The following is a 24,063-nucleotide window of genomic DNA, read 5'->3' on the forward strand; positions in this document are numbered from 1 at the left end:
GCAAGCCAGGAGACCTGCCATTGCCCGAAAGTCACGGACGGAGCTGCCATACGGGGTGATGTGGCGGCGAGGCACGGTTTGCTCAGTGCTTCCACCGCGGTGACGTTGTTTTGGAGCGAACCCCGTGCGTCCTGTCTCTTATGCCCTCAGTCTCCTGTTCGGCATCAGTTGCGCGCCCGCAGCCTATGCGGCCACGCCTGATCCCTCAGACCCAAAAGCCAGCCCTGTTCAGACCCACAAAAAGCGTGGCACGCAGGCTGCAGCACCGCCAGCAGCTAAAGCCGCAGCAGGCCCTGAATATATTACGGCTTATGGCAAAACCGCCCCGCTTCAGGCCACGCCGGTTGTTGGCGGCAAGCTTGGCCTTTCCATCCAGCACACGCCGGGCACCATTAATGTGGTGCAGCATGATGTGATGATGCAGCGGGGGTATGCGCAGGCTGAGCAGGCGGCAGACAGTGCGCCGGGTGTTTCCTCCGGCGGCTCTCCGGGTGCTCCGGCGCAGCTGATGATGCGCGGCTTTTCCGGTAGTCAGGTTCTGATGCTGCATGACGGCCAGTATTTTGGCCCCACCACCATGGTTAACCGGCCCCAGAACAGCTTCAATCTGGAAAGTGTGCAGGTGCTTAAAGGCCCGTCCTCCGTGCTGTATGGGCAGGGGGCTGTGGGTGGCACGGTGGACATGCGCACCAGAACGCCAACCTTTGATGGCCCGCACGCCAATGCGCTGATTTCTTATGGCAGTTTTAATACATGGAATGCCGGTGTGGGTGGCTCTGTGCCCATTACGCAAACGCTGGCGTTACGGACGGATTTCAGCCGTACGTCTTCCGACGGGTTTGTGAAAGGGGCAGATCCACACTCGGATGATTTCACGACAACCCTGCTCTGGAAGCCGACGTCCAAATTCACGGCGCGGCTAAGCATGGATTATCTGACTGACCGACTTTCCACCTATTACGGCACGCCTCTGGTGGATTTGTCCCAAACGGGTGGGCGTGTGGGCGGTCTGTTGAGTTCCAGCAAGGGGCTGGGCATTACCCGTGCGTCACTATGGCGGTATTATAACGTGCGGGATGGCAAGGCCGGGTCTGTCAACGCCACGCCCACCCTGCATCTGGACTGGCGCGTGAACAGCCATGTTCTGTTCCATAACAGCAGCTACTTCATTTATGCCAAGCGGCGGTGGAATAATGCGGAAAGCCTGCACTATATCGGCAGCCCCGGTAGTACGGACGCCGCAGGCAATGCCATTGCTCCCGGCAGCATTAGTCGGGACCGGTTTTATGTGTATCAGAACCAGCATCAGGTTGGGGATACGCTCCACGGGCAGTTCGATTTTTCCATTTTTGGGATGAAGAACCGCTTTGTGCTGGGTGGGGATGCGTATTACCTGCGCTTTATCCGGAACCGCGGCTTCCCCTCTGCCAATTATGCCGACAGTGTTTCTCTGGTAAGCCCGGAGGTAACACCGCTGGGTTCTTTTGCCGGGGAATATCCTTATAGCAAATCCCCCACCACCATGGTGCAGGCGGGCCTGTTTTTAGAAGATGTGCTGACTATTCGGGATAACCTGCGCCTTGTGGGTGGTTTCCGGTATGACTGGTTATCACTGGACCGGCAGAACTATCGGCAGAATGGCCAGTTTAACGCCGGGACAAGTTTTAAAGGCCATTACAACCCGAGCAACTTCCGCATCGGGCCGGTGTTCGACATTACAAAAAATGTCAGCGTCTATGGTGTTTACACCACGGGGGAGGACCCGCCGGGTTCCAACCTGTTTGTCGCAAACAGGGGGCAGTTTACCGGGCTAAGCCATTCCCGGCAGGGCGAAATTGGCGTGAAGGCCAGCCTGTGGGACGGGCGCTTTACCACCACGCTTGCGCTGTATGATATCCGCCGCACCCGCATACTGGTTGCAACCGGGCCGGATACGGTCGCAACGGCGGGAGTGCAGAAATCGCGCGGGCTGGAGTGGCAGGGAGACCTTGCCCTCAACCGCCACTGGAGCCTGTCCGGCAACGTGGCCTACACCTATTCCCGCTATGGGTCTTTCCGCCCGAATGCGTCAGTTGATGCCTCGGGGAATGAGGTGCCCAACGTGCCTGCCGTTACTGCTAATCTGTGGGCTATCTGGTCTCGCGTAGGGGATTTGCCGCTCGATCTTGGGGCAGGTATGCGGTACGTCTCCGCGCGGAAGGGCGATTATGCCAATACGCTTTCCATGAAAGACTATGCGCTGGTCAATGTTTTTGCAGGCTGGCATGCCTATAAAAACATTACGGTTTATGGGCGCATCGACAATATTGGCAACAAGCGCTTCATCCAGTGGGCGGATACCGGCTATTCCGGGTAGGTCATGCTCGGCGCGCCGCGCTCCTTCTCCATAAGTGCGCAGGCGGATTTCTGAAAAAGGAAAAAGCCGGGTGTCATGCCCGGCTTTTCTTTTTCACTTTTGCGGGGCAGCCAGCGTGCTGGTGACCGTAACCGGAATCTGGTTGTCCTGAAACGCCTGCCACAAGGCGAAGAGCGCCTGACTCCGCACAGCGGCGGTATCCATCCCCACACGGGCGCGGGCCGTGCCGGTCAGGATGGCGGAACCATCCGTGACCGAAGTAATGCTGGCGGTCGGCACAGGTTGGGCTTCCACATTTTCACACGCGGCTAGCGTACTGGTGATGACATTCATCGCCTTGTGCAGGTCAGACGTAAACGGCACCTGTAGTGGGATGGTGAACACGCCGGGTTTTTCCGCCCGGGTGGCGTTACGCACCGCGGAGGTGATGAACTGCGAGTTTGGCACAATCATTGTGGAGCCATCAGCCAGCTTGATGTTGGTGGAGCGCACGCTAATACGCGCGACCTCACCATGCGCCCCGGCAATATCCACCACATCCCCAATGGAGACGGGGCGTTCGGCCATCAGAATAATGCCGGACACAAAGTTCTGCACAATGGACTGCAAGCCAAAACCGATACCAACGGACAGGGCGCTGACAACCCATGTCATGCTCTTGACCGTAACCCCAAGGGCTGAGGCCATGCACAGGCCGATGATAATCCACGCGCTATAAGTCAGAATATTCAGGATGGAGGCCTGCGCGCCAATATCCAGCCGCGTGGTGGGGAAGAAGTGCAGGCGGAACCAGTTTCTGACAATGCGGATGGCGTAGTGGCCCAGAATAGGCAGCCCGGCACACAGCAGCACGGCATCCAGCGAGAGGTTGAAGCTGCCTTCCGTTGCCGACTGGCCTTTGAAGATGGACAGAATACGGCGGCCAACCTGTGAGGGATCAAACTCCGCCCCGGCCGTGGCGACGGAAAAAGCGACGATCAGCAGAAAAACGCTGAGCAGACCGGGAATAACCACGCTTGCCTGATCCACCAGCCGGGCAGGCAGACCCAGCCTGACCAGATGCGCCCCAACCGGCGCGCTGGAGGGGAACACGCTGCTGCCCAAGGCCGTGGCCAGCAAGGCCACCAGCAGCAGGCCGGTCATGGTGATCGCCATGACGGACACCCAGGAGATGATGGTGTAGCCCAGCGGGATATAGCCCGTCAGCACAGCGCCCCAGCAGACAATGGCAATGGTGGTCACAAGTGTTCTGAGCAGCGGGGCGATTTCGGCCGAGTTTGTCGCAGGATCATCCTGCTGCGCGGACAGGCGCAACTGACGCGGGATAGCAAACAGCAGCGGGCTGACGGCAAGCGTATAAAGCCCGTCCAGAAGCTGAATGGGCAGCAGGCTCAGCCCGCTCTGGGTATCCACATAACGCAGAATGCCGCGCACAATCAGTGCCGAGGCAAACCAGAAGGGAAAGAGGCGCAGGTTGCGCGCCAGCGTGTCCGGCATGGGGAACACGCGCCATTCCGGCTTGCGGGAGAGAATGCTCATCCCCAGTTCCAGCACAAACCCGCACAGCGGAACCTGAGCCGCCACCATATCGGCCAGAGCGGACAGATCCTCCGCGACCGCATCATTATTGAAGCTGATGGCGTTCCAGATGATCTGAAACGCCCCACCCCACGCCACAACGCCAATCAGCGAGCACAAGACGGCGGCGGTAATCGGGCGAATACGGCCCGTGGGCAGAAAGCGCGAGACCAGCATCCGCACGGGGGTATGGCAGAAAAAATGGAACGCCAGCAGCAGGCCGGAGAGCACCATGGCGCCCAGCGTCAGCAGTGCATGCTGGCCGGTAAAGGCGTTTTTCAGCACCACACCAATCTCGGAGACCAGAGAGGCTGCGCGGTCTCTGTCCTGTCTGGCGGTGCTGGAAAGCTGGGACCAGAAATTGACCCCCAGCGGGGTGGGGAACCGCTGCGTCATGGTGGCCTGCTGGATGGCCGTGCCATGCTGGCGGAGTTCCTGCACCAGTTGCTGGGCCTCCAGTTGGTAAAGCCGCAGGCGCGTCATACGGCCGGAAATATCCTGCTGTCTGGCCGTCAGCATTTTGCGCTGCTGGGTGATGGAGGCGGGTTCCGCCGCTTCCGGCTTGCCCAGAATATCCACAAAGCTCTGATAGACGGATTCATACGGCTTGATCTGCGTCAGCAGGGCATCCGCTTTGGTGGAGACCGCTGTTGCGCGGCGCAGCAGCATGTTCAGGGCATTGGTATTTTGGGTGGTGGAGTAATCTTTCCGGCTGCCCTCATAAATGGCGCGGATTTCATCCCCCATCGCGTTCAGCGTGGAGTCAGACGCAAACAGCGTGATGTCTGCAATCAGGGGGGCGGGGGCTTGTGCGGGGGCAGCGGGCTGCGTGGCCGGGGCTTCGGCCTGTGCCGCCCATGCCGTTGGGCCTGAAAGTATCGGGTGGAAAAGCCCTGCCAGAACCATGCACAGGACAGGAAGAAAAACGCGGAACGGCTGGCAGGTCATAAGGCTTCTCTAAACTCCGGCACAGGGGATATGGAGGTCCAACGTGCCAGAGAACCCGGAGGTTGCGAAGAGAAGGCTCTCAGGGGGCAGGAGGCTTTAAGAGGACTTCTTTTTGCTCTTCTTGCCGTCTTTGCTTTTGTCGTTTTTATGCATCTGGAGCGGGTCGGCATCATCTGCTGTGGTGGATTTGCCGGTCTGCGCCGTTTCCTGCAGATGGTCCTTGTAGCCGTATTTTTCCCACTCGGCTGCCGTCGTCATATGGCGCGGCTCACTCTTGCCGAACATCCCGCAGGAGCAGAGCGTAAAAGCACATACCAGCATCAGAACCGCGTGTTTCATGGTCTTGTTCCTGTGTTTCAATCCGGTTGTGCTTCTATCTCACCCGGCGGGGAGGGGAGCAAGTGGAAAAGTCCGCCAAAGCGCAGCCTTTAGCGGCGGAGTTCCATGGTAATGGGGCCTTCGCGCCGCCCGTGGGTAAACTGGTCTACCATGGCGTTCCCGCTGTCCATCAGAGAGCTTGCCGGCCCGTGCCAGATCAGCTGGCCTTTGTAGAGCATTGCGGCGTCATCCCCGATGCGCTGGGCGGAGGCCATGTCATGCGTAATGGCAATGGCGGTGGAGCCGAGTTTCTTCACGCAGTCCACAATCAGCCCGTCAATCACAGCACCCATAATGGGGTCCAGCCCGGTTGTGGGTTCATCAAAAAACAAGATGTCCGGTTGAGCGGCAATGGCGCGGGCAAGGCCCACGCGCTTCTGCATGCCGCCGGAGAGTTCGGAGGGGTAGAGCTCCCCAACGGACGGGTCCAGCCCGACCTGAGCGAGGATGCTCCCGGCATGGCCGCGGGCGTCCTTACGGTTCAGCCGTTTGAGGGCCAGCAGGCCGAAGGTCACGTTCTCCCACACCGGCAGACTGTCAAACAGCGCGCCGTTCTGGAACAGCATGCCAATCTTGCCGCGCAGGGCGTCCTGCCTGCGGGGGGAGGCGGTCAGCATGTCCTCGCCATCAATTTCAATGCTGCCTGCGTCAGGCGTAATCAGCCCCAGAATACAGCGCAGAAGCACGGATTTCCCGCTGCCGGAACCGCCGATAATCACAAAGGACGTGCCGGGCATGACATCCAGATTGATGCCATCCAGCACCTTTTTGGAACCGAAGGACTTGTGAAGGTCCCGGATACGGATTTTGGGGAGGGTGCCGGTCATTGTGAGAAGAACAGATCCGTCAGGAGGTAATCAAAGGCCAGCAGCAGGATGGATGCGGCCACCACGGCGGAGGTTGTGGCGGTGCCAACGCCTTCCGCGCCGCCTTTGCTGTTGTAGCCGTAATAGCAGCCCATCAGTGCAATCAGGAATCCGAACAGGGCGGCTTTGACCAGCCCGACGGTCACATCAATAACCTTCACGGAATTTAGCGTAGAGGTGATGTAAGCATGGGGAGAAAAGCCGAGCTTGACGACGGAGACAGTAAAGCCCCCGGCCACGCCCAATACGTCCGCCACCAGCACCAGCAGCGGCAGGGCAATAATGCCGGCCAGCAGGCGCGGGGCCACCAGATACTTCATGGGGTTGGTGGACAGGGTGGTGAGCGCATCGACCTGATCCGTCACCCGCATGGTGCCAATTTCCGCCGCCATGGCAGCACCCACGCGGCCTGCCACCATCAGCCCGGCCAGAACAGGCCCCAGCTCACGCGTTACAGCCAGCACCACAATGCCAGCAATGGCGCTCTGCACATGGTACTGCGCAAAGCCGGTGTAGGATTGCAGGGCGATCACGCCGCCGGAGAACAGGGCCGTGAGGGCTACTACAGGCAGCGAGAAAAACCCGGTTTCCAGAAATGTGGACAGGAACACGCGCCCGTAGAACGGTGGCCTGAAGATATGAGAGAGGCCGGAGAGGGCAAACAGGGTCAGAGAACCCGCCGCGCGTATCAGGCCGAGGGTAGTACGGCCCAGTTTGGCCACAAGATCGAGCAACATATCCATCCGGTCAGGCGGTCCGGTCCTGTTTCTTGGGTGAATGATAAGACGTATCAAGCCGTAGCGTGAAGTCAGGGGGCCGTCAAAGGTCGGGTTATAAAAATGCGACATCAAGCATTGCGACATCCGCCCGCTAAGGGCATTGGTGTCAGCCAGTTTTAAAGTCCACCCAATGGATAATGAATAAGGCAGGAGGGCAGGGAATGCGCATAGCCATGATCGGCGGCGGGTATGTCGGGCTTGTATCAGGCGCGTGTTTTGCCGAGTTCGGCATTAATGTCGCGATTGTTGAAACCAACCCCGCGCGTCTGTCCGCTTTGCGGGAAGGCCGTATTCCTATCTACGAGCCGGGGCTGGATGCGCTGGTGGCGTCCAACAGTCAGGCAGGCCGCCTGACGTTTGGCGATGATATTGCCAGTGCTGTGGCCGGGGCAGAGGCCGTGTTTATTGCCGTGGGCACACCGCCCCGCAATGGCGATGGCGCTGCGGATATGCAGTATGTCCACGCTGCCGCCCGCCAGATTGCGGAAGCCCTGACCGGCTATGCCGTGATTGTCACCAAATCCACCGTGCCGGTGGGCAGCAGCCGCCGCATTGCCGAGATTATCCGGCAGGCGCGCCCGGAAGCGGATTTTGATGTGGCCTCCAACCCGGAGTTCCTGCGCGAAGGCAGCGCCATTGGGGACTTCATGCGGCCTGACCGCGTGATTATCGGTCTGGACCAGACGCGCCCCGAACGCGCCAGCCGGGCAGAAGATGTGCTACGCCGCGTCTATCGCCCGCTTTCCGTGATTGAAGCACCGCTGCTGTTTACGGGGCTGGAAACGGCGGAACTGACCAAATACGCGTCCAACTCTTTCCTGGCGATGAAGATTTCCTTCATCAATGAAATGGCCGATCTGTGCGAAACTCTGGGCGCGGACGTGCATGATCTGGCCCGAGGTATGGGGCTGGACGACCGGATTGGCCGCAAGTTCCTGCAGCCCGGCCCCGGTTATGGTGGCTCCTGCTTCCCCAAGGATACGCTGGCTCTCTCCCGCATTGCGCAGGAAGCGCATAGCGCCTGCCGTCTGGTGGAAACCACTGTGCAGGTGAACGAGGCGCGGAAGGCCGGCATGGCCGGGCGCATTATTGCGGCGTGTGGTGGGTCCGTTGCCGGCAAGACGGTGGCCGTGCTGGGGCTGACCTTCAAGCCGGAAACCGATGATATGCGCGAATCCGCGTCTATCCCGATTCTGCATCGTCTGGCGGAAGCCGGGGCGGATATCCGGGCGTATGATCCGGTGGGCATGGCGGCAGCTAAATCTCTGCTGCCCGAAAGTGTCACCTATTGTGCGGACGCGCTGGATGCAGCGCAGCAGGCCGATGTGCTGGTGGTGCTGACGGAGTGGAACATTTTCCGCGCGCTCTCACCAGTTGAACTCAGCAACCGGATGCGCACCCGCACCATTGTGGACCTGCGCAATATTTTTGACCCCGCCGCCATGCGCGCTGCCGGGTTTACCTATGAGTCCGTGGGGCGTCCGTAAGCCCCGGCTCTTGAGAACCGGGGTGTCCGCCCCCAGATGAGCGGCATGATGATGGGGGAGAACGCTCTTGGCTAAACGACCAGCCCGCCAGTTTGCATGCCGGGCCTGCGGGGCGGTGTATTCCAAATGGATGGGCCAGTGCGAGGCTTGCGGCGAGTGGAATACGCTGGAGGAAATCGTGGTGGAACCGCTGGCCGCGTCTTCCCCCCGCGCCAGCAGCAAAGGCCGGCGCGTCAAGCTGGAAGGGCTGGAGGGCATGGCCGCGCCCCCGCCGCGTATCCGCACGGGCATTGAGGAACTGGACCGCGTGCTGGGCGGTGGCCTTGTTCCGGCCTCCGTCGTGCTGGTGGGGGGGGATCCGGGGATTGGTAAATCCACCCTGCTGCTTCAGGCTGCCTGCAAGCTGGCCGCGAAGAGTGAGCGCGTTCTGTATATCTCGGGCGAGGAAGCGGTAGACCAGATCCGCCTGCGCGCGTTGCGTCTGGGTGTGGGGCAGGCGACGCTGGACCTCGCGGCTTCCATCAATGTTGCCGATATTGTCGCTACGCTGGAAGCCGAGCCGGATGTGCGCGTGGTGGTGATTGATTCCATCCAGACCATGTGGCTGGAAACGGTGGAAAGCGCCCCCGGCTCCGTCTCTCAGGTGCGGGCCTGCGCGTTTGAGTTGATCCGCCTGGCCAAGCGCAAAGGCTTCAGCCTGATTCTGGTCGGGCATGTCACCAAGGAAGGCGCTTTGGCTGGCCCGCGTGTGCTGGAGCATATGGTGGATGCCGTCATGTATTTTGAAGGCGACCGGGGCCACCAGTTCCGCATTTTGCGCGCTGCCAAAAACCGCTTTGGGGCCACGGACGAGATTGGCGTGTTTGCCATGACGGACCGGGGGCTGGAGGAAGTCTCTAACCCCTCCGCCCTGTTCCTTGCTGAACGGCGGGGCAATATTGCTGGTTCTGCCGTGTTTGCCGGGCTGGAGGGCACGCGGCCCGTTCTGCTGGAAGTGCAGGCGCTGCTGGCCCCCAAGAGTGGGGAGAATGCCCCGCGCCGTGCCGTGGTGGGGTGGGACAGTAGCCGCCTGTCCATGCTTCTGGCGGTGCTGGAAACACGCTGCGGCGTGAAGCTCTCTGGCATGGATGTGTATCTTAACGTGGCCGGTGGCCTGAAAGTGGCTGAACCTGCGGCGGATCTGGCCGTGGCGGCTGCCCTGATTTCCGCCGCAACCGGGATGCCGACCAGCTCGGGCGAAGTCTATTTTGGTGAGGTCGGGTTGTCTGGCGAGGTCCGTCAGGTCTCTCAGGCCGATGCCCGCCTGAAGGAAGCCGCCAAGCTGGGGTTTGATAAAGCCGTGCTGCCGCGCCGTATTGCCCGCGGGAGTGCGCGCAGCAAGCCGCCGGAAGGTCTGACCCTGCGCGAGATCGGGCATCTGTCTGATCTGGTCACGGCGGATATGGAAGCGGAATAACTGCACGAAAAAAAGCGGGAGAGAACGGATTGTCAGGCCCGTTTGATCTCGCTATAATGCGCGCCACGGTATGCGGATGTAGTTCAATGGTAGAACGGCAGCTTCCCAAGCTGCATACGGGGGTTCGATTCCCCTCATCCGCTCCAATTCTCCAGAAAAACTAATGCTCTGCTAATGCGCGGTCGGTGTAGATTGCACTGTGCTCGTTGTTTCTGGTTTCTCTCCGGTAGCTCGCTCCCATTGCAGCATGTTATTCACGCTTTACAGGGGACTGTTTTCAGGGCCTCCCAGTAAAGGAAAATAGTCGTGCAGAGAAAAACTTTTCAGAGAGGTAACCTGACCTTTTCCTATCTGGATACGGAGGGAGAAAAGCCGCTGCTGGTGGCTCTGCACGGTCACATGATGGAAGGAGCCACCTTTCTGCCGCTTATGCAGATTTTGCAGTCTGATTATCGGGTGGTTGCGCTGGATCAGCGTGGACATGGCTTTTCAGATCATGCGGCAAGTTACACGCGTGATGATTATCTTTGCGATATTGAGGTACTTTTACAAACCCTCAATGGGAATATGCCTGTTATTCTGCTCGGTCATTCTCTGGGCGGAGTGAATGTGTATCAGTTTGCGGCGCGCCATCCTGATCTGGTGCAGGCGTTGATTATTGAAGACATTGGCGCTGTGGTGAATGATAATCTCAGCTTTTGTCTTCCGTGGTCAGGTGTTTTCAAAACAAAAGAAAATCTTGTGGCGTGTATTGGACCAAACATGGCTCCATACCTTGCTCCGTCTTTGCGGCAAACAGCACAGGGCTGGAAACTGGCGTTTGAGCCAGCTGAGATGGTACAGTCGCAGAAGTGTCTGAATGGAGACCATTGGCAGGACTGGCTGGCAACGTCCTGCCCCGCACTCCTGTTGCATGGGACACAAAGCCCGGTTCTGTCAGGCGTGATGAGCGAGGACATGGTGAGGCGCCGCATCAGGACGCAATTGCAGAGCCTCCCCGGTGGACATGTCCTGCATCAGGATGATTTGCCGGGATATGTTGAGGCTGTAAAACACTTTCTTGCGGGGCTGGCAGCCCAAGAGGCCTGAAAAATAATCGGCTGCGCAGTAAAATTTCTGAAGAAAAAAGAACGGCATTGTCTCCGTAACACTGCCGTTCAGAAAAGATCTTTAAAACAGTTGTGGCCTATTACCGAAGGAACGGAATATTGGTTCTGGCCACGTCAAGGATCTCATCACCCCGTCCGTTCATCACGGCTTTCAGGGCATAGAGACTAAAGCCGGTAATCTGGGCTTTTTCAATTTTGGGCGGCATGGCGAGTTCCTGCGTGTTGGTGACCGCATCCAGCACGGCAGGGCCGGGGTGGTTGAGAATTTCATCCACGGCAGCGGGCAGGTCCGCCGGATTTTCAACACGCACAGCGTGCAGACCCATGGCACGGGCCATGGCGGCAAAATCCGGGTTTTGCAGGTTCACCCCGGTTTCCAGATAGCCCGCGGCTTTCATCTCCATAGCGACAAAGCCGAGCGAGCCATTGTTCACGATAATCAGCTTAACCGGCAGTTTTTCCTGCGTTAGCGTAATCAGGTCGCCCATCAGCATAGTAAAGCCGCCATCGCCGGAGAGGCTGATCACCTGCCGGTCAGGCTGCGCCACCTGCGCGCCAATGGCCTGCGGCAAAGCGTTGGCCATGGAGCCGTGGACGAAGGAGCCAATCAGCTGCCGCCGTCCGTTCATGGTCAGGTAACGGGCCGCCCAGACGGTGGGCGTGCCGACATCTGCGGTAAAAATGGCATCGTCGGTCGCGGCCTGATCGATGAGTCTTGTGAGGTATTGCGGGTGGATGGGGCCTTTGCCGCCGGTTGCCAGATCATCCAGCCCTTGCCGGGCTTTGGCGTAAAGTTCCAGACTGTGGTCCAGATGGCTGCGGTCTGTGCGCGCCGGCAGCAGCGGCAGCAGGGCGTCCAGTGTGGAGGCCACATCGCCCACCAGCCCCTGCGTTAGCGTGCAACGGCGGCCAAGCTGTTCCGGCCGGATATCAATCTGCGCAATTTTGGCGTTTTCCGGATAGAACTGCCGGTAAGGGAAGTCCGTGCCCAGCATCAGCACCACATCGGCTGCCATCAGAGTGTGATAGCCGGAGGAAAAGCCGATCAGCCCTGTCATGCCCACATCATAAGGGTTGTCGTATTCCACATGCTCCTTGCCGCCCAGCGCGTGGACAATGGGGGCCTTCAGCGCTTCCGCCAGCTTTAAAAGCTGTTTATGGGCGCCAGCACAGCCGCGCCCGGCCAGCAGGGTGACTTTCTTCCCACTTTTCAAAAGCGCGGCCAGCGCGCTCAGTTCGTCTTCTGACGGAATAACGCGTGGCGCTTTGGGCAGAAGAGCCGACTTTGCAGAAATAGCCGTTGTCACCGCGGTTTTGAGCGCAACATCACCGGGGATGACAATAACAGCCACACCGCGTTGCCCCACGGCAGCACGTATGGCCAGTTCAACAAGGCGCGGGGCCTGTTCGGGCGAGGAAATGGTCTCGCAATAATGGCTGCATTCCCGGAACAGGGCTTCCGGGCGCGTTTCCTGAAAATATCCAGACCCAAGTTCCGGGCTGGGAATTTGCGCGGCAATGGCCAGAACCGGCACGCGGGAGCGGTGCGCGTCATACAGCCCATTAATAAGGTGCAGGTTACCCGGCCCGCAGGAGCCAGCGCACACGGCCAGCTTGCCCGTAACATGGGCAGAGCCGGCAGCGGCAAAGGCAGCCACTTCCTCGTGCCGGACATGCACCCAGCGGATTGTTTTATGTTTGAGCAGACTATCCGTGATGCCGTTCAGGCTGTCTCCCACAACGCCGTAAATGGCGTCCACACCAGCGGTTTCAAGCGTCTGGACAATAACTTCCGAAACATTGGGTTTGGCCATATGCCGTCAGTCCCTTCTGGTTGGATGATGGGGAGCGGAAGGGTGTGCTCCGTGTTGTGACAGTGGGAACGGATCAGCCAGAGGCAGGTTGGAAATAACGCTTGTCACTATTTTGTGACAGCCTGAAGAGGACCGGGGGTGACGCGCACGGTGTTCTCTGCTGGGCGTGATAGCTCACGGTTTTGTGTTGTGTTGGAAAGCCCCGAAAATCGGCTTTCCCGTCCACAGAAGCAGTCAAGACGAACAAATTTTTTTGTTTCGGTTTCGTATAGTATTGAAGAGATAATTCACACTATCATTCTCTTTTCAAAACTATATGTATAGAGAAATGCCTTTTTATTCTTTGTCTTTTCCATGCGGGATATGCTAATAGACCGCCCGTTCGGTAATAATCGTAAAAGCACGTTACGCTTGAAAATAATATAATATCGTGCAAACCTCATATTGTTATGAAGTTGTTATAATATTTTAGAGCGTTGTCAGAGCTCTGTACACCAGCCTGCTGGCGGGTTTGTGCAGCGTGACTGGCGGAGCCTGATGTCTGGCCTTCGCACATCTGTGCGCAGGGTTTTTCCCGGCAGAGGCTGGAATTTTATGCGGAGGAAGAAAGGGATCAGGAGGTCCCAAACGTCAGGGCCTTAAGGGCAGATGCACAGGATGCGCCCTTGAGGGATAAGAAGGAGTGTTACGGCATGAATCAGAGTATGGCGGCCTGTTGTAGCCGCGGCGTGTGCTGAAGTACCATGCGCAAAACAGTTCATTCTCTTGTTCTGGGGAGTATGGGCCTGTGTATGGCTTTCGGGGTAGAAAGCAAAAGCGCACAGGCTGATACAACACTGGTCTCTGTGCGTGGTCTGACGCTGCAAGGCGGTCTGGATATTGGTGGTTCAGCCTTTTTTGTTCCCCATGCCAATTTTGGCGCGGGCTCTTACGCACCCCAGAAAAACGGCGCCTATCAGCGGCATAAAAACCCTGTTTATGGCGAGTTTTACGGCAAACCTATGCTGACCGGCCAGTGGGCGCTGGGGCACGGTTTTACCGTCATTGGCAGAGCTTCCGCAATCGGCGCGACCACTCTGGGGAATGGCGATGCGGAAGAGGTGTCTCAAACCTCCGGCACGCCGCGCTCTATTTATCTGGAAGAAGCTAATCTGGGCGTGGAAATGCCCGTTAAGCTCTTTGGAAATCCCAATAAACTGACAATTCTTGGCGGCAGACAGGCTTTTGCGGTTGATGATGGCTTCCTGATTGGTAAAGGCACCTACAGTGCGGGCAACCGTGGGGCATGGTGGTATGCGCCGCGTTTTGCCTTTTCCGGCCCCGGCGTCATCAAGCTGGAAGGCAACCCGGTCCGTGCGGATGTCTTCATGCTGGAAAGCAATTCCGATAATGACATCGATACCGGGTATGACCGCCCCAAAACCAAGTTTGTCGGGTTTGACGTTAGCTGGTTTGTAAACCGCCCCGGTGGACATGGGGAAAATACCTATGCGGACCGTGCGGCGTTTGTGACACTCACCTATTTCCATGTGCGTGAGGCCGATACGTCCTCGCACTATGACTATTCCGCCCGTGGGGACAGGGAAGGGATGAATGTGGCGTCCTTAAGCTGGGGTGGCACGTTATTTCCCATCAAACAACTTGGAATTTCAAAGAACTTTACGTTCTATGGAGATTTTGTATCCGAGCAGAACAGCCACGCAGGCAACGGGTATAAATCTGTTGAGGCCTACGGGATGTTTCTTGAGCCCGGCTACAGATTTTCCATGCTACCCTGGCAGCCCTCCCTGTTCTATCGCTATACGCGCTATAGCGGGGCCAGAAACCCGGAAGGCTCCGTCAAGCGGAGTTATGACACGTTCTTCCTGTATGACGGCAAACGCTACACCTATGGCGGCTACTGGCCGGGGGAAATTGTGGGTATGTATCTGGCCCCGCTTTCCAATCTGGAAGTGCAGCAGATTGACCTGACAGCCACCCCTCCGGTGCATCTGCTAAACGCGCAGGACAGCCTGAAACTGGGGCTGCATTATTATGATCTGTCTTTGCTGTATGCCACAGGTGCCGGGCTCAAGCCCCATACCGGGCGGCATATCTCAGATGAGCTGGATTTTTCCGCCGAATATACGCTTAACGCCACCACATCCGCCGCACTGGCCGGGGGCGTTGCGTTTTCCGGCCCCGCCGGGAAGGCACTGGCCCGTTCCGGTGTGCCGCAAGGCTATGCCCTGCCAGACCTTGGGCACCATGCCGGCATTATCGAGGCCTACTTCTTCAAGCATTTCTAACGGACATTTCCCTCTTTCTTCCGAATGAGCAATAATCTCCCGGATAACAACAGCACAGGACGCCGCGCTTATGGTCGATCAGGACAGCACCCAACCCACCACACCCCCTGCGGGTTTGCGGAACCGGCATATCGCGATGATCGCGTTAGGCGGCATTATTGGGGCGGGGCTGTTTGTCGGAAGTAGTGCAGCCATTGCAGCAACCGGGCCAGCCGTGCTGCTGGCGTTTCTGGCCGTGGGCTTTCTGGTCATTCTGGTTATGCGCATGCTGGGGGAGATGGTCACGGCGGATCCCGGGCGTGGCTCCTTTGTGGAATATATTCGCGCCGCGCATGGTGACAGGCTGGGTTTTACCGCAGGCTGGCTCTACTGGTTTTTCTGGGTTGTGGTGCTGGGGAGTGAGGCGATTGCCGGCGCTCTGCTGTTACAGGACTGGATTGCCATGCCGGTCTGGTTGCTGTCCATTGCCCTGATTGTGCTGCTCAAGCTGGTGAATTTTGCAGCCCCCCGCGTGTTTGGGGAATGTGAATTCTGGCTCTCCATGATTAAGGTCATCAGCATCGTTGCCTTTATCGGGGCCGCTCTGCTGTATGTTTTCCATGTGTTTGGGCCGGGCGTGCCGGTGCGTGAAAACGTGCTGGGCCATGGCGGCTTTTTTCCACATGGGGCTGTGGCAGTGCTCTCCATTATTCCCACCATTCTGTTCACCATGATGGGGTCTGAGATTGCAACGGTTGCCGCTGCGGAATCCCCGGAGCCGGGCAAGAACGTCGCACGGGTAACGCGCAGCATCGGCACCCGTGTCACGCTGTTTTATCTGGCCTCTGTCGCCATGATCCTGATGGTCGTGCCATGGCCCTCCATTATCCCCGGTCGCTCTCCGTTTGTAACGGCCATGGACGTTATGGGTGTTCCGGGTGCTGGCCTGCTGATGCGCATTGTGGTGCTGAGTGCGGTGCTCTCCTGCCTCAATTCCAGCATGTATATTACATCCCGTATTCTTACGGAGCTGGCCGGGGGGGGGGATGCACCGGCCATTCTGGCGCGTAAATCCCACACCCACACACCTCGTCTGGCCATTACGGTCAGCAGTGTGGCGGGCACGCTGGTAGCGTTTTCTTCCATCCTCGCACCCAACACCATTTTTGCTTTTCTGCTGAGTTGTAGCGGTGGCGTTATTCTGGTGGTGTATTGCCTGATTGTCTCCGCCTATGTGCAGACGCGCAAGCGGGCAGAACAGGCCGGGCAGGGGGGCGGCTTTAACCTGCCGCTGTTCCCCTTCTGCAATTATGCAACGCTACTGGCTGTGGCCTTTGTGTTCATCGCCATGATGTTCAATCCGGCAGAACGGATGACCGCCATTGCCAGCCTTGGCACCTCGGTCTTCTTCTTTGTGCTGGCATCGCTGAAGAACAAGAGCTCTTAAAAGCGGGCGGTCCTTTTCGCGCCAGATAAGAGGGGCGCTGACTGATGTTTCGGCACAGTCAGCGCCCTTTTTTTATGATGAACATCTGGCTTCATTTAAAATGGAAACCTTCTGTATGCACGGCGTTCTGTTGTAACGCCCCTTAAACACGCCGGATAAAATGTCCTGCCGTCTTCCCGTGTGAGGGGCGCTTTTTCACAGATCAATGTGAGGTTGTGTCATGGTCGATAAAAAAGACAAAAACGGCAAACGACAGATTCAGGAAGAAAATCTGGACGACACTCTGGACGACAGCTTTCCGGCGAGCGATCCGCCGTCCCACAGTGGGGTGACGGGAGACCGGGACCCTCCGAAAAAACCCGAGAAAACACCGAAGAAATAGTCAGGTGCACCGCTGTATAATCGGGCTCTTCGCCAAGAAGGGCTCGATTATACTGAGAGTTCCGGGCGTTCTGGCAATGGTGCTTTTGTACTTCGATTTGAGGGCTGGATGTGAGGTGTTCGCTTCAGAAGGTAATCTTTTCAGAAAAAAACTAATATCAAGCAATAAATTTATTGCTCGTTTTTTTAATTTTTTTAATTAAAATTTAGTAGAAAACCATGCCACGAAGGAAGGGGAAATTAATGCCTTGGACACAATCTGTATCTGTCCTGCCCTCCGGCTCACAAGGAGTAAAGGTCCGTCACCCCGTGCTTTCGGACGGGCAAGGTACGTGTATCATGCTGCGCCGGAGTATACCCGGTCCTTTTCTAATCCTTTATTATGACTCTGCTACTGCAAAACTCGATGTGACCCTTTCAAAATCCTCGCATTTCATGAATGGTCAGAAGGTCACTGTTGTAACGGTTTATCTGAAGTCCGATATTGCTAATGCTCTTCGGCCAGAAGCAAGGGTGCGTCTTGCGCGTCCCCCGACATCGGAAGAGTTACTGGAGATTATGACCAACCTGCGTGATGCGCTTTTGGCATGGCCCGGCTTTACGAGTAATGAGGATGGTCCGGTCGCCAATGTCATCATGAGTGCTGAGCCGGTTAACTGGTACCAAGCAGAGTTTGAAGCTGAACGCAAGACAGGCTCCCGAGCGTACTGGATTGGAAGTACTGAAATGGGCCTGAATATTGAGAAAGCGATTGTCGAGCATATCGCTGCTGGCAAACCTTTTCAGATTTCTCAGGAAGAACAGCTTTGGCTCGCGGCGTCCAAGCGTTTTGCAGATGAAGCGAAAGGGGATGTAAGAATCGTTCTATAACTTAGAGCTTTTTTAAGATTGGATAGAGGGGACTTTTATGAAGTGGATATTTGGTAAGGGGATTATTGAGCCAGGTGGTGAGGCGGGAAAAGGCTATAAGGCTGCGGTGGAACGGCCGGCTATTGTTTCGGATGATGGGGTTACTATTATGTGGAGAACAACTATCCCTGAAGCAAATATTTACACTTTAATTTATCAAAAAAATAGCATGGAAGGTGTTTTTTACATTGAAAATAATTATGTAGAAGACGATATCACGGTTTGTGTAATAGGAGTTTCTGCGTCTGGACAATATTATAAAATAAAACAGGCGCATGACGGAAGTTTTACGAGGGTATCCTATGCGCCCTCTCTGGAGGAGATCGAGGATGTGAAGCAGCATCTTCGTGAAGCTCTTCCTTTGTGGAGTCACTCCCCAGAAAGTCCGTTCGGATATCCCCCAGACGGGAAGATGATTGTTACAGTTTGATTTAAGGGTTATTTACCTACGACGGCAGTCGTCACCGGTTGCCGTCGTACCAGTCTTTGCAACTGTTTTAATGCACCGTAATCCGGTCCAGATGCGCCAGCAGTTTATGTTCACGCACATGCAGCAGTGCGCCTGCGCTGAGGATGGTTCCGGCCGCGATGGCAATGGCGAGTGAAATGCTGTGGCTGGACGTCAGGGTGCCAATCACAGCCCCCACAAACAGGCTGCTGATGGCGGCCAGCCGACGCCACGTGCCGGGGTTGGTGCCACCGGCAAAAGTGCTGTTATGCGCCAGTCCATGCAGGAGCATGGTGGCGGCGGGCAGGCTCATATCCGCAACCTTGGCGTGGCGGGTGGCGGAGGTTTGCAGCCCCATGGCAAAGGCCAGCAGGCCGAGCGTGATATAGGTGCAGCCCGGCGGTTGCGCAGCCCATTCCAGTGCCGTCAGCCCGACAATGGTGCCCACAACCAGCAGAACATCGCCCACGGCAAGGCGCACGGTGCGGTCCCGCCGCACAAGGCGGCCGCCCGTCAGCGCGCCTAGCAGATACAGGCCAATGGCTTCAAACCCGGAGAGCACCACGCTTTCTGATGTGGCGATATGCACGGCCATCAGCAGGACGGTCGCGGTCATGTATCCGGCAAAAATCTTCAGGTGCAGCAGGGAAATAGCGTCCAGCATGCCCATGGCCATGGTTACCAGAATGATGCTGATAACCAGTCGGGGGTCATGTCCTGCACGGGTGCTCATAGGGTCTCCACTTAAAAGATAAACAGGGGAAGAGATCGGGGAAGCCGGGCGTCATATCACTATTCGCCCGGCTTGTGTTGAGTCTCTTGCCTGCGTTGTCCGGAGTGCAGGGATAAGCGCAGGGCTTAGCCCAGCGCCATCAGGCTGGCATTGCCGCCTGCCGCAGTGGTGTTGATGCTGCGGCACTGCTCTTCCACCACGCTTTCCGGCGCAGGCAGGCCAGCTGCCGTCAGCCATGCGGAGGCAATCGGGCGGTCACTGGTGCTTAGCGCCTTGCGGGCTTCGGCAAACACGGCGTCATCCTGTTCCCCCAGCACAATGGCGCAGGGTTCTTCCTTGGCCGAGGTGACGGGGCGGATGACCAGTTGCAGCGCATCCGGCAGGGAGGCGATCCACCCGGTCAGGCTGCTGTCTGCCAGAACAAGAGCCGCGTTATCCCCGGACAGCGCCAGAGAAATCTGGTCATACAAACCAGCTTTTGTCTGGGCGATGCACAGAATGTTGCCGCGCCGCGTCAGGCTGTAGAGGTTGCTTTCCCCCACCGGGCCGGGGAGGGTGATCTGCCCGCCCACCAGTGTCTGGCGCGTAAGGGCGGCTGCCGTGCAGGCCGCTTTGCTCTCACCCTGTTCGCGCAGCCAGTCCGTCCAGCTTGCCATGGTGGCGGGAATACGCCCGCGCACCAGCGGCGGCAGGGCCGGAGCCTGTGCCAGTAGGCGGCGCAGAATGAGCGGACCACCCGCCTTGGGGCCGGTGCCGGACAGGCCACGCCCGCCAAACGGCTGCACACCGACCACAGCCCCAATGGTGTTGCGGTTGACGTAGAGGTTGCCGGCATCAATGCGCGAGAGCACATGCTGCACGGTGGATTCAATGCGGGTGTGCAGGCCAAAGGTCAGGCCGTAGTCTGTCTCATTAATGGTGGAAATCACAGTGTCCAGTGTGCTGCGGGAATAGCGCAGAACGTGGAGCACGGGGCCAAAGACTTCCGGGCCAATCTCGCGGATATTGGCGACTTCAATCAGCGTGGGGGCCACAAAGCTGCCGTTGGCGCACTGTTCTGGCAGAGGCAGCGCATAAACCGGGGCTTTTTTCTGGCGGAACTCTTCAACGTGTTTGGTAATGCCCTCAGCCGCTTCTGCCGTAATAACCGGACCAACATCGGTGGAAAGCAGAGCGGGGTTGCCAAGGCGCAGTTCCCGCATGGCGCCGCGCAGCATGGTCAGCACATGCTCGGCACAATCTTCCTGCACGCACAGCACGCGCAGGGCGGAGCAACGCTGCCCGGCGCTATCAAACGCGGAGGCGACCACATCCATCACCACCTGTTCGGCCAGAGCGGAGGAATCCACAATCATGGCGTTCTGGCCACCGGTTTCCGCAATAAACGGCACCGGCTGGCCGGTATGGGTGCGGCGGCCTTCAAGCTGACGGTTGATGATCTGGGCCACGACGGTGGAACCGGTGAACATCACGCCGGAAACGCGGTCATCCCCCACCAGTGCTGCCCCAATGTCGCCTTCACCCGGCAGCAGTTGCAGGGCAGCATCGGGCACTCCGGCGTCCCGCAGGATACGCACAGCAAGGGCGGCAATCAGCGGGGTTTCTTCCGCCGGTTTGGCCAGCACCACGTTGCCAGCGGCAAGGGCTGCGGCAATCTGGCCGAGGAAGATAGCCAGCGGGAAGTTCCACGGGCTGATACAGGCCACTACACCCAGCGGGGTATGGGTGGCGTTGTCAAAATCCCGGGCAGTGGTGGCGGCGTAATAGCGGAGGAAGTCGACTGCTTCCCGCACTTCCGCCACACCGTTTGGCAGGGATTTCCCGGCTTCGCGGGAGAGCAGGGCCAGCAGTTCATCCCGGTGGGTTTCAAGGCTGTCAGACGCTTTGACCAGAATATCCGCACGCGCCTGCGGGGTAAGATCGGACCAGCTTGCCTGCCCTTTAATGGCAGCGGCGGCGGCCTTTTTCACGATATCCGGGGTGGCGTATTGAACTGTTCCCACCACATCGCCCCGGTCGGACGGATTAGTGACGGGCTGTGTTTTTTTGCCGGGTTTGACGCCAACCACCATGGGGGCGGCCTGCCAGGGGCCGGAGGCTTTGGTCAGGCCGTCCAGCAGGTCGGACAGCACGCTGTCATCCGCCAGATCCGTCCCCGCAGAGTTGCGGCGTTCGGCCCCAAACAGGGCTGGCGGTTTGCGAATATCGGGGTGGGATGCGCCATACGGTGTAAAGTTGTGCGCGACCTGAATGGGGTCTTCCACCAGACTTGCAACCGGAATGGCCGGGTCACCAATCTGGTTGACGAAGGAGGAGTTCGCACCGTTTTCCAGCAGGCGACGCACCAGATACGCCAGAAGCGTTTCATGCGTGCCGACGGGCGCGTAAATACGGGCCGGGCGGTTGAGTTTGTCAGCGCCAACAACCTGTTTGTAAAGCGGTTCCCCCATGCCGTGCAGACACTGGAATTCATAGGAGCCGACTTCAAATTTTTCGCCTGCCAGTGTGTAAATGGTGGCCAGCGTGCGGGCGTTATGGGTCGCAAACTGCGGGAAAATGACATCCCGTGCGTTCAGCAGTTTGCGCGCGCAGGCAATATAGCTGATGTCCGTGTGGGCTTTGCGGGTATAGACAGGGAAGTCTGTCAGGCCTTCAACCTGTCCCTTTTTAATTTCGCTGTCCCAGTAAGCGCCTTTAACCAGACGCACCATGATGCGGCGGTTGCTGCGGCGGGCGAGGTCGATAATGTAATCCAGCACATACGGGCAGCGTTTACCGTAAGTCTGCACCACAAAGCCAATGCCGTTCCAGCCTTCCAGACCCGGCGTGTGGCACAGGGCTTCCAGCAGATCGAGCGAGACGTCCAGACGCTCGGTTTCCTCGGCATCAATATTCAGGCCGATGTCATATTTGCGGGCCAGCAGGGTGAGTTCCTGCACAACCGGCAGCAGTTCCGTCATCACCCGTTCATGCTGCGCGCGGGCATAACGCGGATGCAGGGCGGAGAGCTTGATGGAAATACCGGGGCGCTCATAGACATTGGCACCCTGCGCGCTCCGGCCAATGGCTTGAATGGCGGTCAGGTAATCCTGCTTGTAACGCTCGGCATCGTGCGCGGTGAGGGCTGCTTCCCCCAGCATGTCATAGGAATAGGAAAAGCCGAGCGCTTCCAGCTTGCCGCTGTTGGCGCGGGCTTTTTCAATGGTTTCCCCCAGCACAAACTGCTCGCCCATCATGCGCATGGCGGCATCGACGGCCTTGCGGATGACCGGCTTGGTGCCACGGCTGACAAAACCGAGCAGGGCGGATTTCAGGCTGTTGTCATCCTGCGGGGTGACGAGCTTGCCCGTTACGGCCAGCCCCCATGCGGCGGCATTGGCAAAAATCGGCGTGCTGCGGGAGATGTGGGAGAGCCAGTCGCCCTCGCCAATCTTGTCACGGATCAGCGCATCACGCGTTGCGGTATCGGGGATGCGCAGCAGGGCTTCTGCCAGACACATCAGCGCCACGCCCTCGGCTGAGGAAAGAGCGAACTCCTGCACCAGACTTTCCACAATACCGGGGTTACGTTCCGCCCGGAGGGAGGTGGCCAGACCGGCGGCAAGGTCGGTCACGCGTTTGCCGTCTTCTGCCGTCAGCGTGGCGTCGGGCGTCAGAGCCGCCACGCAATGCTCTTCCGGTTGGCGCATGGCCTGGATAATCGCCTGACGCAGCGGGCTTCGGGAGGCGAATGCAGGCGCAAAAGAGTCAGATAAGGACATGGCATGAATTCCGAACAGGACAAGCCTGACTTCACTGGCTGCGGGGAGACTCAGGAAGTTTTGGCTTCACAACGATTTTTCCTCGTTACACGATATTATATGATTTGCAAAATCATATAATAAGAGAATGGCTAAGAGGATGATTTCGCCTGATTTCTGCGGAATGTGGCGGTGTTCAGACTCGTGTGCGTTGCGCAGTTTTATGCGGGCGCACGCCATAAGACGGCATGCATACAGCCCGGATCGGCACGACCGCTGTGCGGAGTTTTTAGAAAATAAGTCGGGTGGGCGCTGTAAAGAGCGTTACAGGCAGCCTTTAACAGTGCAGCCTGTGGGCTATTCAGCCGGCTTCGTCCAGACCGTTTTTGTTGCGGAAGACCTCGGCGGAAATATGGGCGGCTTCCAGAATATGCTCGCGCGTGAGGCGGGCAGCGAGTTCGGCATCGCGGGCGCGGCAGGCTTTCATAATAGCCAGATGCTCTGCGTCGGTCACGGTCTTGCGGCCTTCCAGCACCAGATGCCCGCGAATGTAGCGGTCCAGCCGGTTGTGCAGGTCGTCAATCATTTCCAGCAGGCGGGGTTTGCGGGCGGCGGCATAAATCGCGTTGTGGAAAGCCCGGTTCAGCGCGCCGGAAGGGCGGGTGGTGTCCGGGTTGCGGGTGCCTTCCACAAAGGCCTCATAGGCATCTTCTATATGGGCAAGGTCTACGCGGGTCAGGTTCGCGACGGCATCCCGCGCCGCCTGCTCTTCCAGCAGGGCGCGGATTTGCGAGTATTCCAGAATGTCCGCCGCATCCAGCCCCATGACCATGGCACCCCGGTTGGGCTGGAAGGTCACTAGCCCTTCGGCTTCCAGATGCTTCAGGGCTTCCCGCACGGGAATAATGCTGACGCCAAAGCCTGCGGCGAGTTCGGACTGCGGGAGTGGCTGCCCCGCGCGCAGGCTATCCGCCAGAATGGCTTTGCGCAGAGCGTCGCAAATGGTTTCCGATGCCTTACCGTGGCCTGCAAACTCGGTCTGGTGAAAAAGACTGGCCGGCAGCATGGACGACGGCTCCCTTCAGATCGTTTCTGACTCGTGACTATCTATCATAGCCAGCAGAGGCCTTCTGTCCAATCAGTTTGCATAAAGCTGCCGGAACAGGGGGTTGGGGCCTTTGGTCACACTATCGTGAACGGCACGGAAGGGGCGGTGGGCATGGTTTGGCGTGTGGGGCTAGGTGGGGGTGCCAGGGGCTAACAGAGGATCTGGCGCAGTCCTTCGGGGTGTTGCGATGGGCAGAGTGGTCTGGCGGACAAAGCGGAGGGTTCTGCTTTGGGGATAAGGCCAAAAGCGCCTCTCTCAT

The 24,063-nt window shown here is 58.2% G+C and carries 17 protein-coding genes and 1 tRNA gene; 10 read left to right on the plus strand and 8 right to left on the minus strand.

From position 1 onward, the window contains the following. Positions 1 to 124 precede the first annotated feature (124 nt). On the plus strand, positions 125 to 2,356 hold the full coding sequence (locus AD930_RS00825) for a TonB-dependent receptor (protein WP_244150443.1): 2,232 nt from the start codon (positions 125 to 127) through the stop codon (positions 2,354 to 2,356). A 93-nt stretch (positions 2,357 to 2,449) separates the two neighbouring features. On the opposite strand, the gene AD930_RS00830 is transcribed toward AD930_RS00825, so the two are convergent. The 4 genes from AD930_RS00830 to AD930_RS00845 all read right to left on the minus strand — a co-directional run bounded on the left by AD930_RS00830 (position 2,450) and on the right by AD930_RS00845 (position 6,869). After that, a complete protein-coding gene (locus AD930_RS00830; RefSeq protein ID WP_061504774.1) occupies positions 2,450 to 4,882 on the minus strand; it encodes a mechanosensitive ion channel domain-containing protein in 2,433 nt (810 codons plus the stop codon). Between the two features lie 96 nt (positions 4,883 to 4,978). Further along, positions 4,979 to 5,221, minus strand: a complete 243-nt coding sequence (locus tag AD930_RS00835) for a hypothetical protein (RefSeq protein ID WP_061490236.1) — start codon at positions 5,219 to 5,221, stop codon at positions 4,979 to 4,981. An 89-nt stretch (positions 5,222 to 5,310) separates the two neighbouring features. Then, positions 5,311 to 6,087, minus strand: a complete 777-nt coding sequence (locus AD930_RS00840) for an ABC transporter ATP-binding protein (RefSeq protein WP_061504775.1) — start codon at positions 6,085 to 6,087, stop codon at positions 5,311 to 5,313. After that, a complete protein-coding gene (locus AD930_RS00845; RefSeq protein ID WP_043551981.1) occupies positions 6,084 to 6,869 on the minus strand; it encodes an MlaE family ABC transporter permease in 786 nt (261 codons plus the stop codon). The genes AD930_RS00840 and AD930_RS00845 overlap by 4 nt, the downstream gene beginning before the upstream one ends. Before the next feature lie 197 nt (positions 6,870 to 7,066). Between AD930_RS00845 and AD930_RS00850 the strand changes: the two genes are divergently transcribed. The 4 genes from AD930_RS00850 (at position 7,067) to AD930_RS00865 (ending at position 10,937) form a co-directional block, all read left to right on the plus strand. Then, complete coding sequence (locus tag AD930_RS00850; RefSeq protein WP_197459240.1) at positions 7,067 to 8,392, plus strand: UDP-glucose dehydrogenase family protein; 1,326 nt, start codon at positions 7,067 to 7,069, stop codon at positions 8,390 to 8,392. A gap of 67 nt (positions 8,393 to 8,459) precedes the next feature. Then, positions 8,460 to 9,848, plus strand: coding sequence for a DNA repair protein RadA (gene radA / locus AD930_RS00855; protein WP_061504776.1), 1,389 nt, complete (start codon positions 8,460 to 8,462; stop codon positions 9,846 to 9,848). A gap of 72 nt (positions 9,849 to 9,920) precedes the next feature. Beyond that, positions 9,921 to 9,994, plus strand: a tRNA-Gly gene (locus AD930_RS00860). A gap of 160 nt (positions 9,995 to 10,154) precedes the next feature. Continuing rightward, positions 10,155 to 10,937, plus strand: a complete 783-nt coding sequence (locus AD930_RS00865) for an alpha/beta fold hydrolase (RefSeq protein WP_156476789.1) — start codon at positions 10,155 to 10,157, stop codon at positions 10,935 to 10,937. A gap of 100 nt (positions 10,938 to 11,037) precedes the next feature. Here the strand turns inward: AD930_RS00865 and poxB are convergent, their stop codons facing one another. Beyond that, positions 11,038 to 12,771, minus strand: a complete 1,734-nt coding sequence (poxB, locus tag AD930_RS00870) for a ubiquinone-dependent pyruvate dehydrogenase (protein ID WP_061504778.1) — start codon at positions 12,769 to 12,771, stop codon at positions 11,038 to 11,040. A 779-nt stretch (positions 12,772 to 13,550) separates the two neighbouring features. On the opposite strand from poxB, the gene AD930_RS00875 reads away from it, so the two are divergent. From AD930_RS00875 to AD930_RS00890, 5 genes are all read left to right on the plus strand, one after another. Beyond that, on the plus strand, positions 13,551 to 15,059 hold the full coding sequence (locus tag AD930_RS00875) for an alginate export family protein (RefSeq protein ID WP_306308843.1): 1,509 nt from the start codon (positions 13,551 to 13,553) through the stop codon (positions 15,057 to 15,059). Between the two features lie 70 nt (positions 15,060 to 15,129). Further along, positions 15,130 to 16,485, plus strand: coding sequence for an amino acid permease (locus AD930_RS00880; RefSeq protein ID WP_061504779.1), 1,356 nt, complete (start codon positions 15,130 to 15,132; stop codon positions 16,483 to 16,485). A gap of 220 nt (positions 16,486 to 16,705) precedes the next feature. After that, positions 16,706 to 16,867, plus strand: coding sequence for a hypothetical protein (locus AD930_RS18030; RefSeq protein WP_167375123.1), 162 nt, complete (start codon positions 16,706 to 16,708; stop codon positions 16,865 to 16,867). Between the two features lie 338 nt (positions 16,868 to 17,205). Next, a complete protein-coding gene (locus AD930_RS00885; RefSeq protein WP_156476790.1) occupies positions 17,206 to 17,736 on the plus strand; it encodes a hypothetical protein in 531 nt (176 codons plus the stop codon). A 37-nt stretch (positions 17,737 to 17,773) separates the two neighbouring features. Next, the gene (locus AD930_RS00890) at positions 17,774 to 18,205 is read left to right on the plus strand and encodes a hypothetical protein (RefSeq protein ID WP_061504781.1); all 432 of its coding nucleotides are present in this window, start codon (positions 17,774 to 17,776) and stop codon (positions 18,203 to 18,205) included. 67 nt (positions 18,206 to 18,272) lie between these two features. Here AD930_RS00890 and AD930_RS00895 read toward each other — a convergent pair whose 3' ends face one another. The 3 genes from AD930_RS00895 to AD930_RS00905 form a co-directional block, all read right to left on the minus strand. After that, entirely contained in the window at positions 18,273 to 18,956 is a 684-nt protein-coding gene (locus AD930_RS00895) for a YoaK family protein (RefSeq protein ID WP_061504782.1), read from the minus strand. A gap of 125 nt (positions 18,957 to 19,081) precedes the next feature. After that, entirely contained in the window at positions 19,082 to 22,717 is a 3,636-nt protein-coding gene (gene putA, locus AD930_RS00900) for a bifunctional proline dehydrogenase/L-glutamate gamma-semialdehyde dehydrogenase PutA (protein ID WP_156476791.1), read from the minus strand. Positions 22,718 to 23,057: 340 nt separating this feature from the next. Continuing rightward, the gene (locus AD930_RS00905; protein WP_061504784.1) at positions 23,058 to 23,762 is read right to left on the minus strand and encodes a GntR family transcriptional regulator; all 705 of its coding nucleotides are present in this window, start codon (positions 23,760 to 23,762) and stop codon (positions 23,058 to 23,060) included. Positions 23,763 to 24,063: the final 301 nt, after the last annotated feature.

The organism is Acetobacter malorum, assembly GCF_001580615.1.
GTDB lineage: Bacteria > Pseudomonadota > Alphaproteobacteria > Acetobacterales > Acetobacteraceae > Acetobacter > Acetobacter malorum.

What these genes read in the sequence shown, in the direction of transcription:
- putA (WP_156476791.1), bottom strand. Translation starts at nt 22,717, where the DNA reads ATGTCCTTATCTGACTCTTTTGCGCCTGCATTCGCCTCCCGAAGCCCG.
- AD930_RS00880 (WP_061504779.1), top strand. Translation starts at nt 15,130, where the DNA reads ATGGTCGATCAGGACAGCACCCAACCCACCACACCCCCTGCGGGTTTG.
- AD930_RS00850 (WP_197459240.1), top strand. Translation starts at nt 7,067, where the DNA reads ATGCGCATAGCCATGATCGGCGGCGGGTATGTCGGGCTTGTATCAGGC.
- poxB (WP_061504778.1), bottom strand. Translation starts at nt 12,771, where the DNA reads ATGGCCAAACCCAATGTTTCGGAAGTTATTGTCCAGACGCTTGAAACC.
- AD930_RS00875 (WP_306308843.1), top strand. Translation starts at nt 13,551, where the DNA reads ATGGGCCTGTGTATGGCTTTCGGGGTAGAAAGCAAAAGCGCACAGGCT.
- AD930_RS00895 (WP_061504782.1), bottom strand. Translation starts at nt 18,956, where the DNA reads ATGAGCACCCGTGCAGGACATGACCCCCGACTGGTTATCAGCATCATT.
- AD930_RS00845 (WP_043551981.1), bottom strand. Translation starts at nt 6,869, where the DNA reads ATGGATATGTTGCTCGATCTTGTGGCCAAACTGGGCCGTACTACCCTC.
- AD930_RS00905 (WP_061504784.1), bottom strand. Translation starts at nt 23,762, where the DNA reads ATGCTGCCGGCCAGTCTTTTTCACCAGACCGAGTTTGCAGGCCACGGT.
- AD930_RS00830 (WP_061504774.1), bottom strand. Translation starts at nt 4,882, where the DNA reads ATGACCTGCCAGCCGTTCCGCGTTTTTCTTCCTGTCCTGTGCATGGTT.
- AD930_RS00840 (WP_061504775.1), bottom strand. Translation starts at nt 6,087, where the DNA reads ATGACCGGCACCCTCCCCAAAATCCGTATCCGGGACCTTCACAAGTCC.
- AD930_RS00890 (WP_061504781.1), top strand. Translation starts at nt 17,774, where the DNA reads ATGAAGTGGATATTTGGTAAGGGGATTATTGAGCCAGGTGGTGAGGCG.
- AD930_RS00885 (WP_156476790.1), top strand. Translation starts at nt 17,206, where the DNA reads ATGCTGCGCCGGAGTATACCCGGTCCTTTTCTAATCCTTTATTATGAC.
- AD930_RS00835 (WP_061490236.1), bottom strand. Translation starts at nt 5,221, where the DNA reads ATGAAACACGCGGTTCTGATGCTGGTATGTGCTTTTACGCTCTGCTCC.
- AD930_RS18030 (WP_167375123.1), top strand. Translation starts at nt 16,706, where the DNA reads ATGGTCGATAAAAAAGACAAAAACGGCAAACGACAGATTCAGGAAGAA.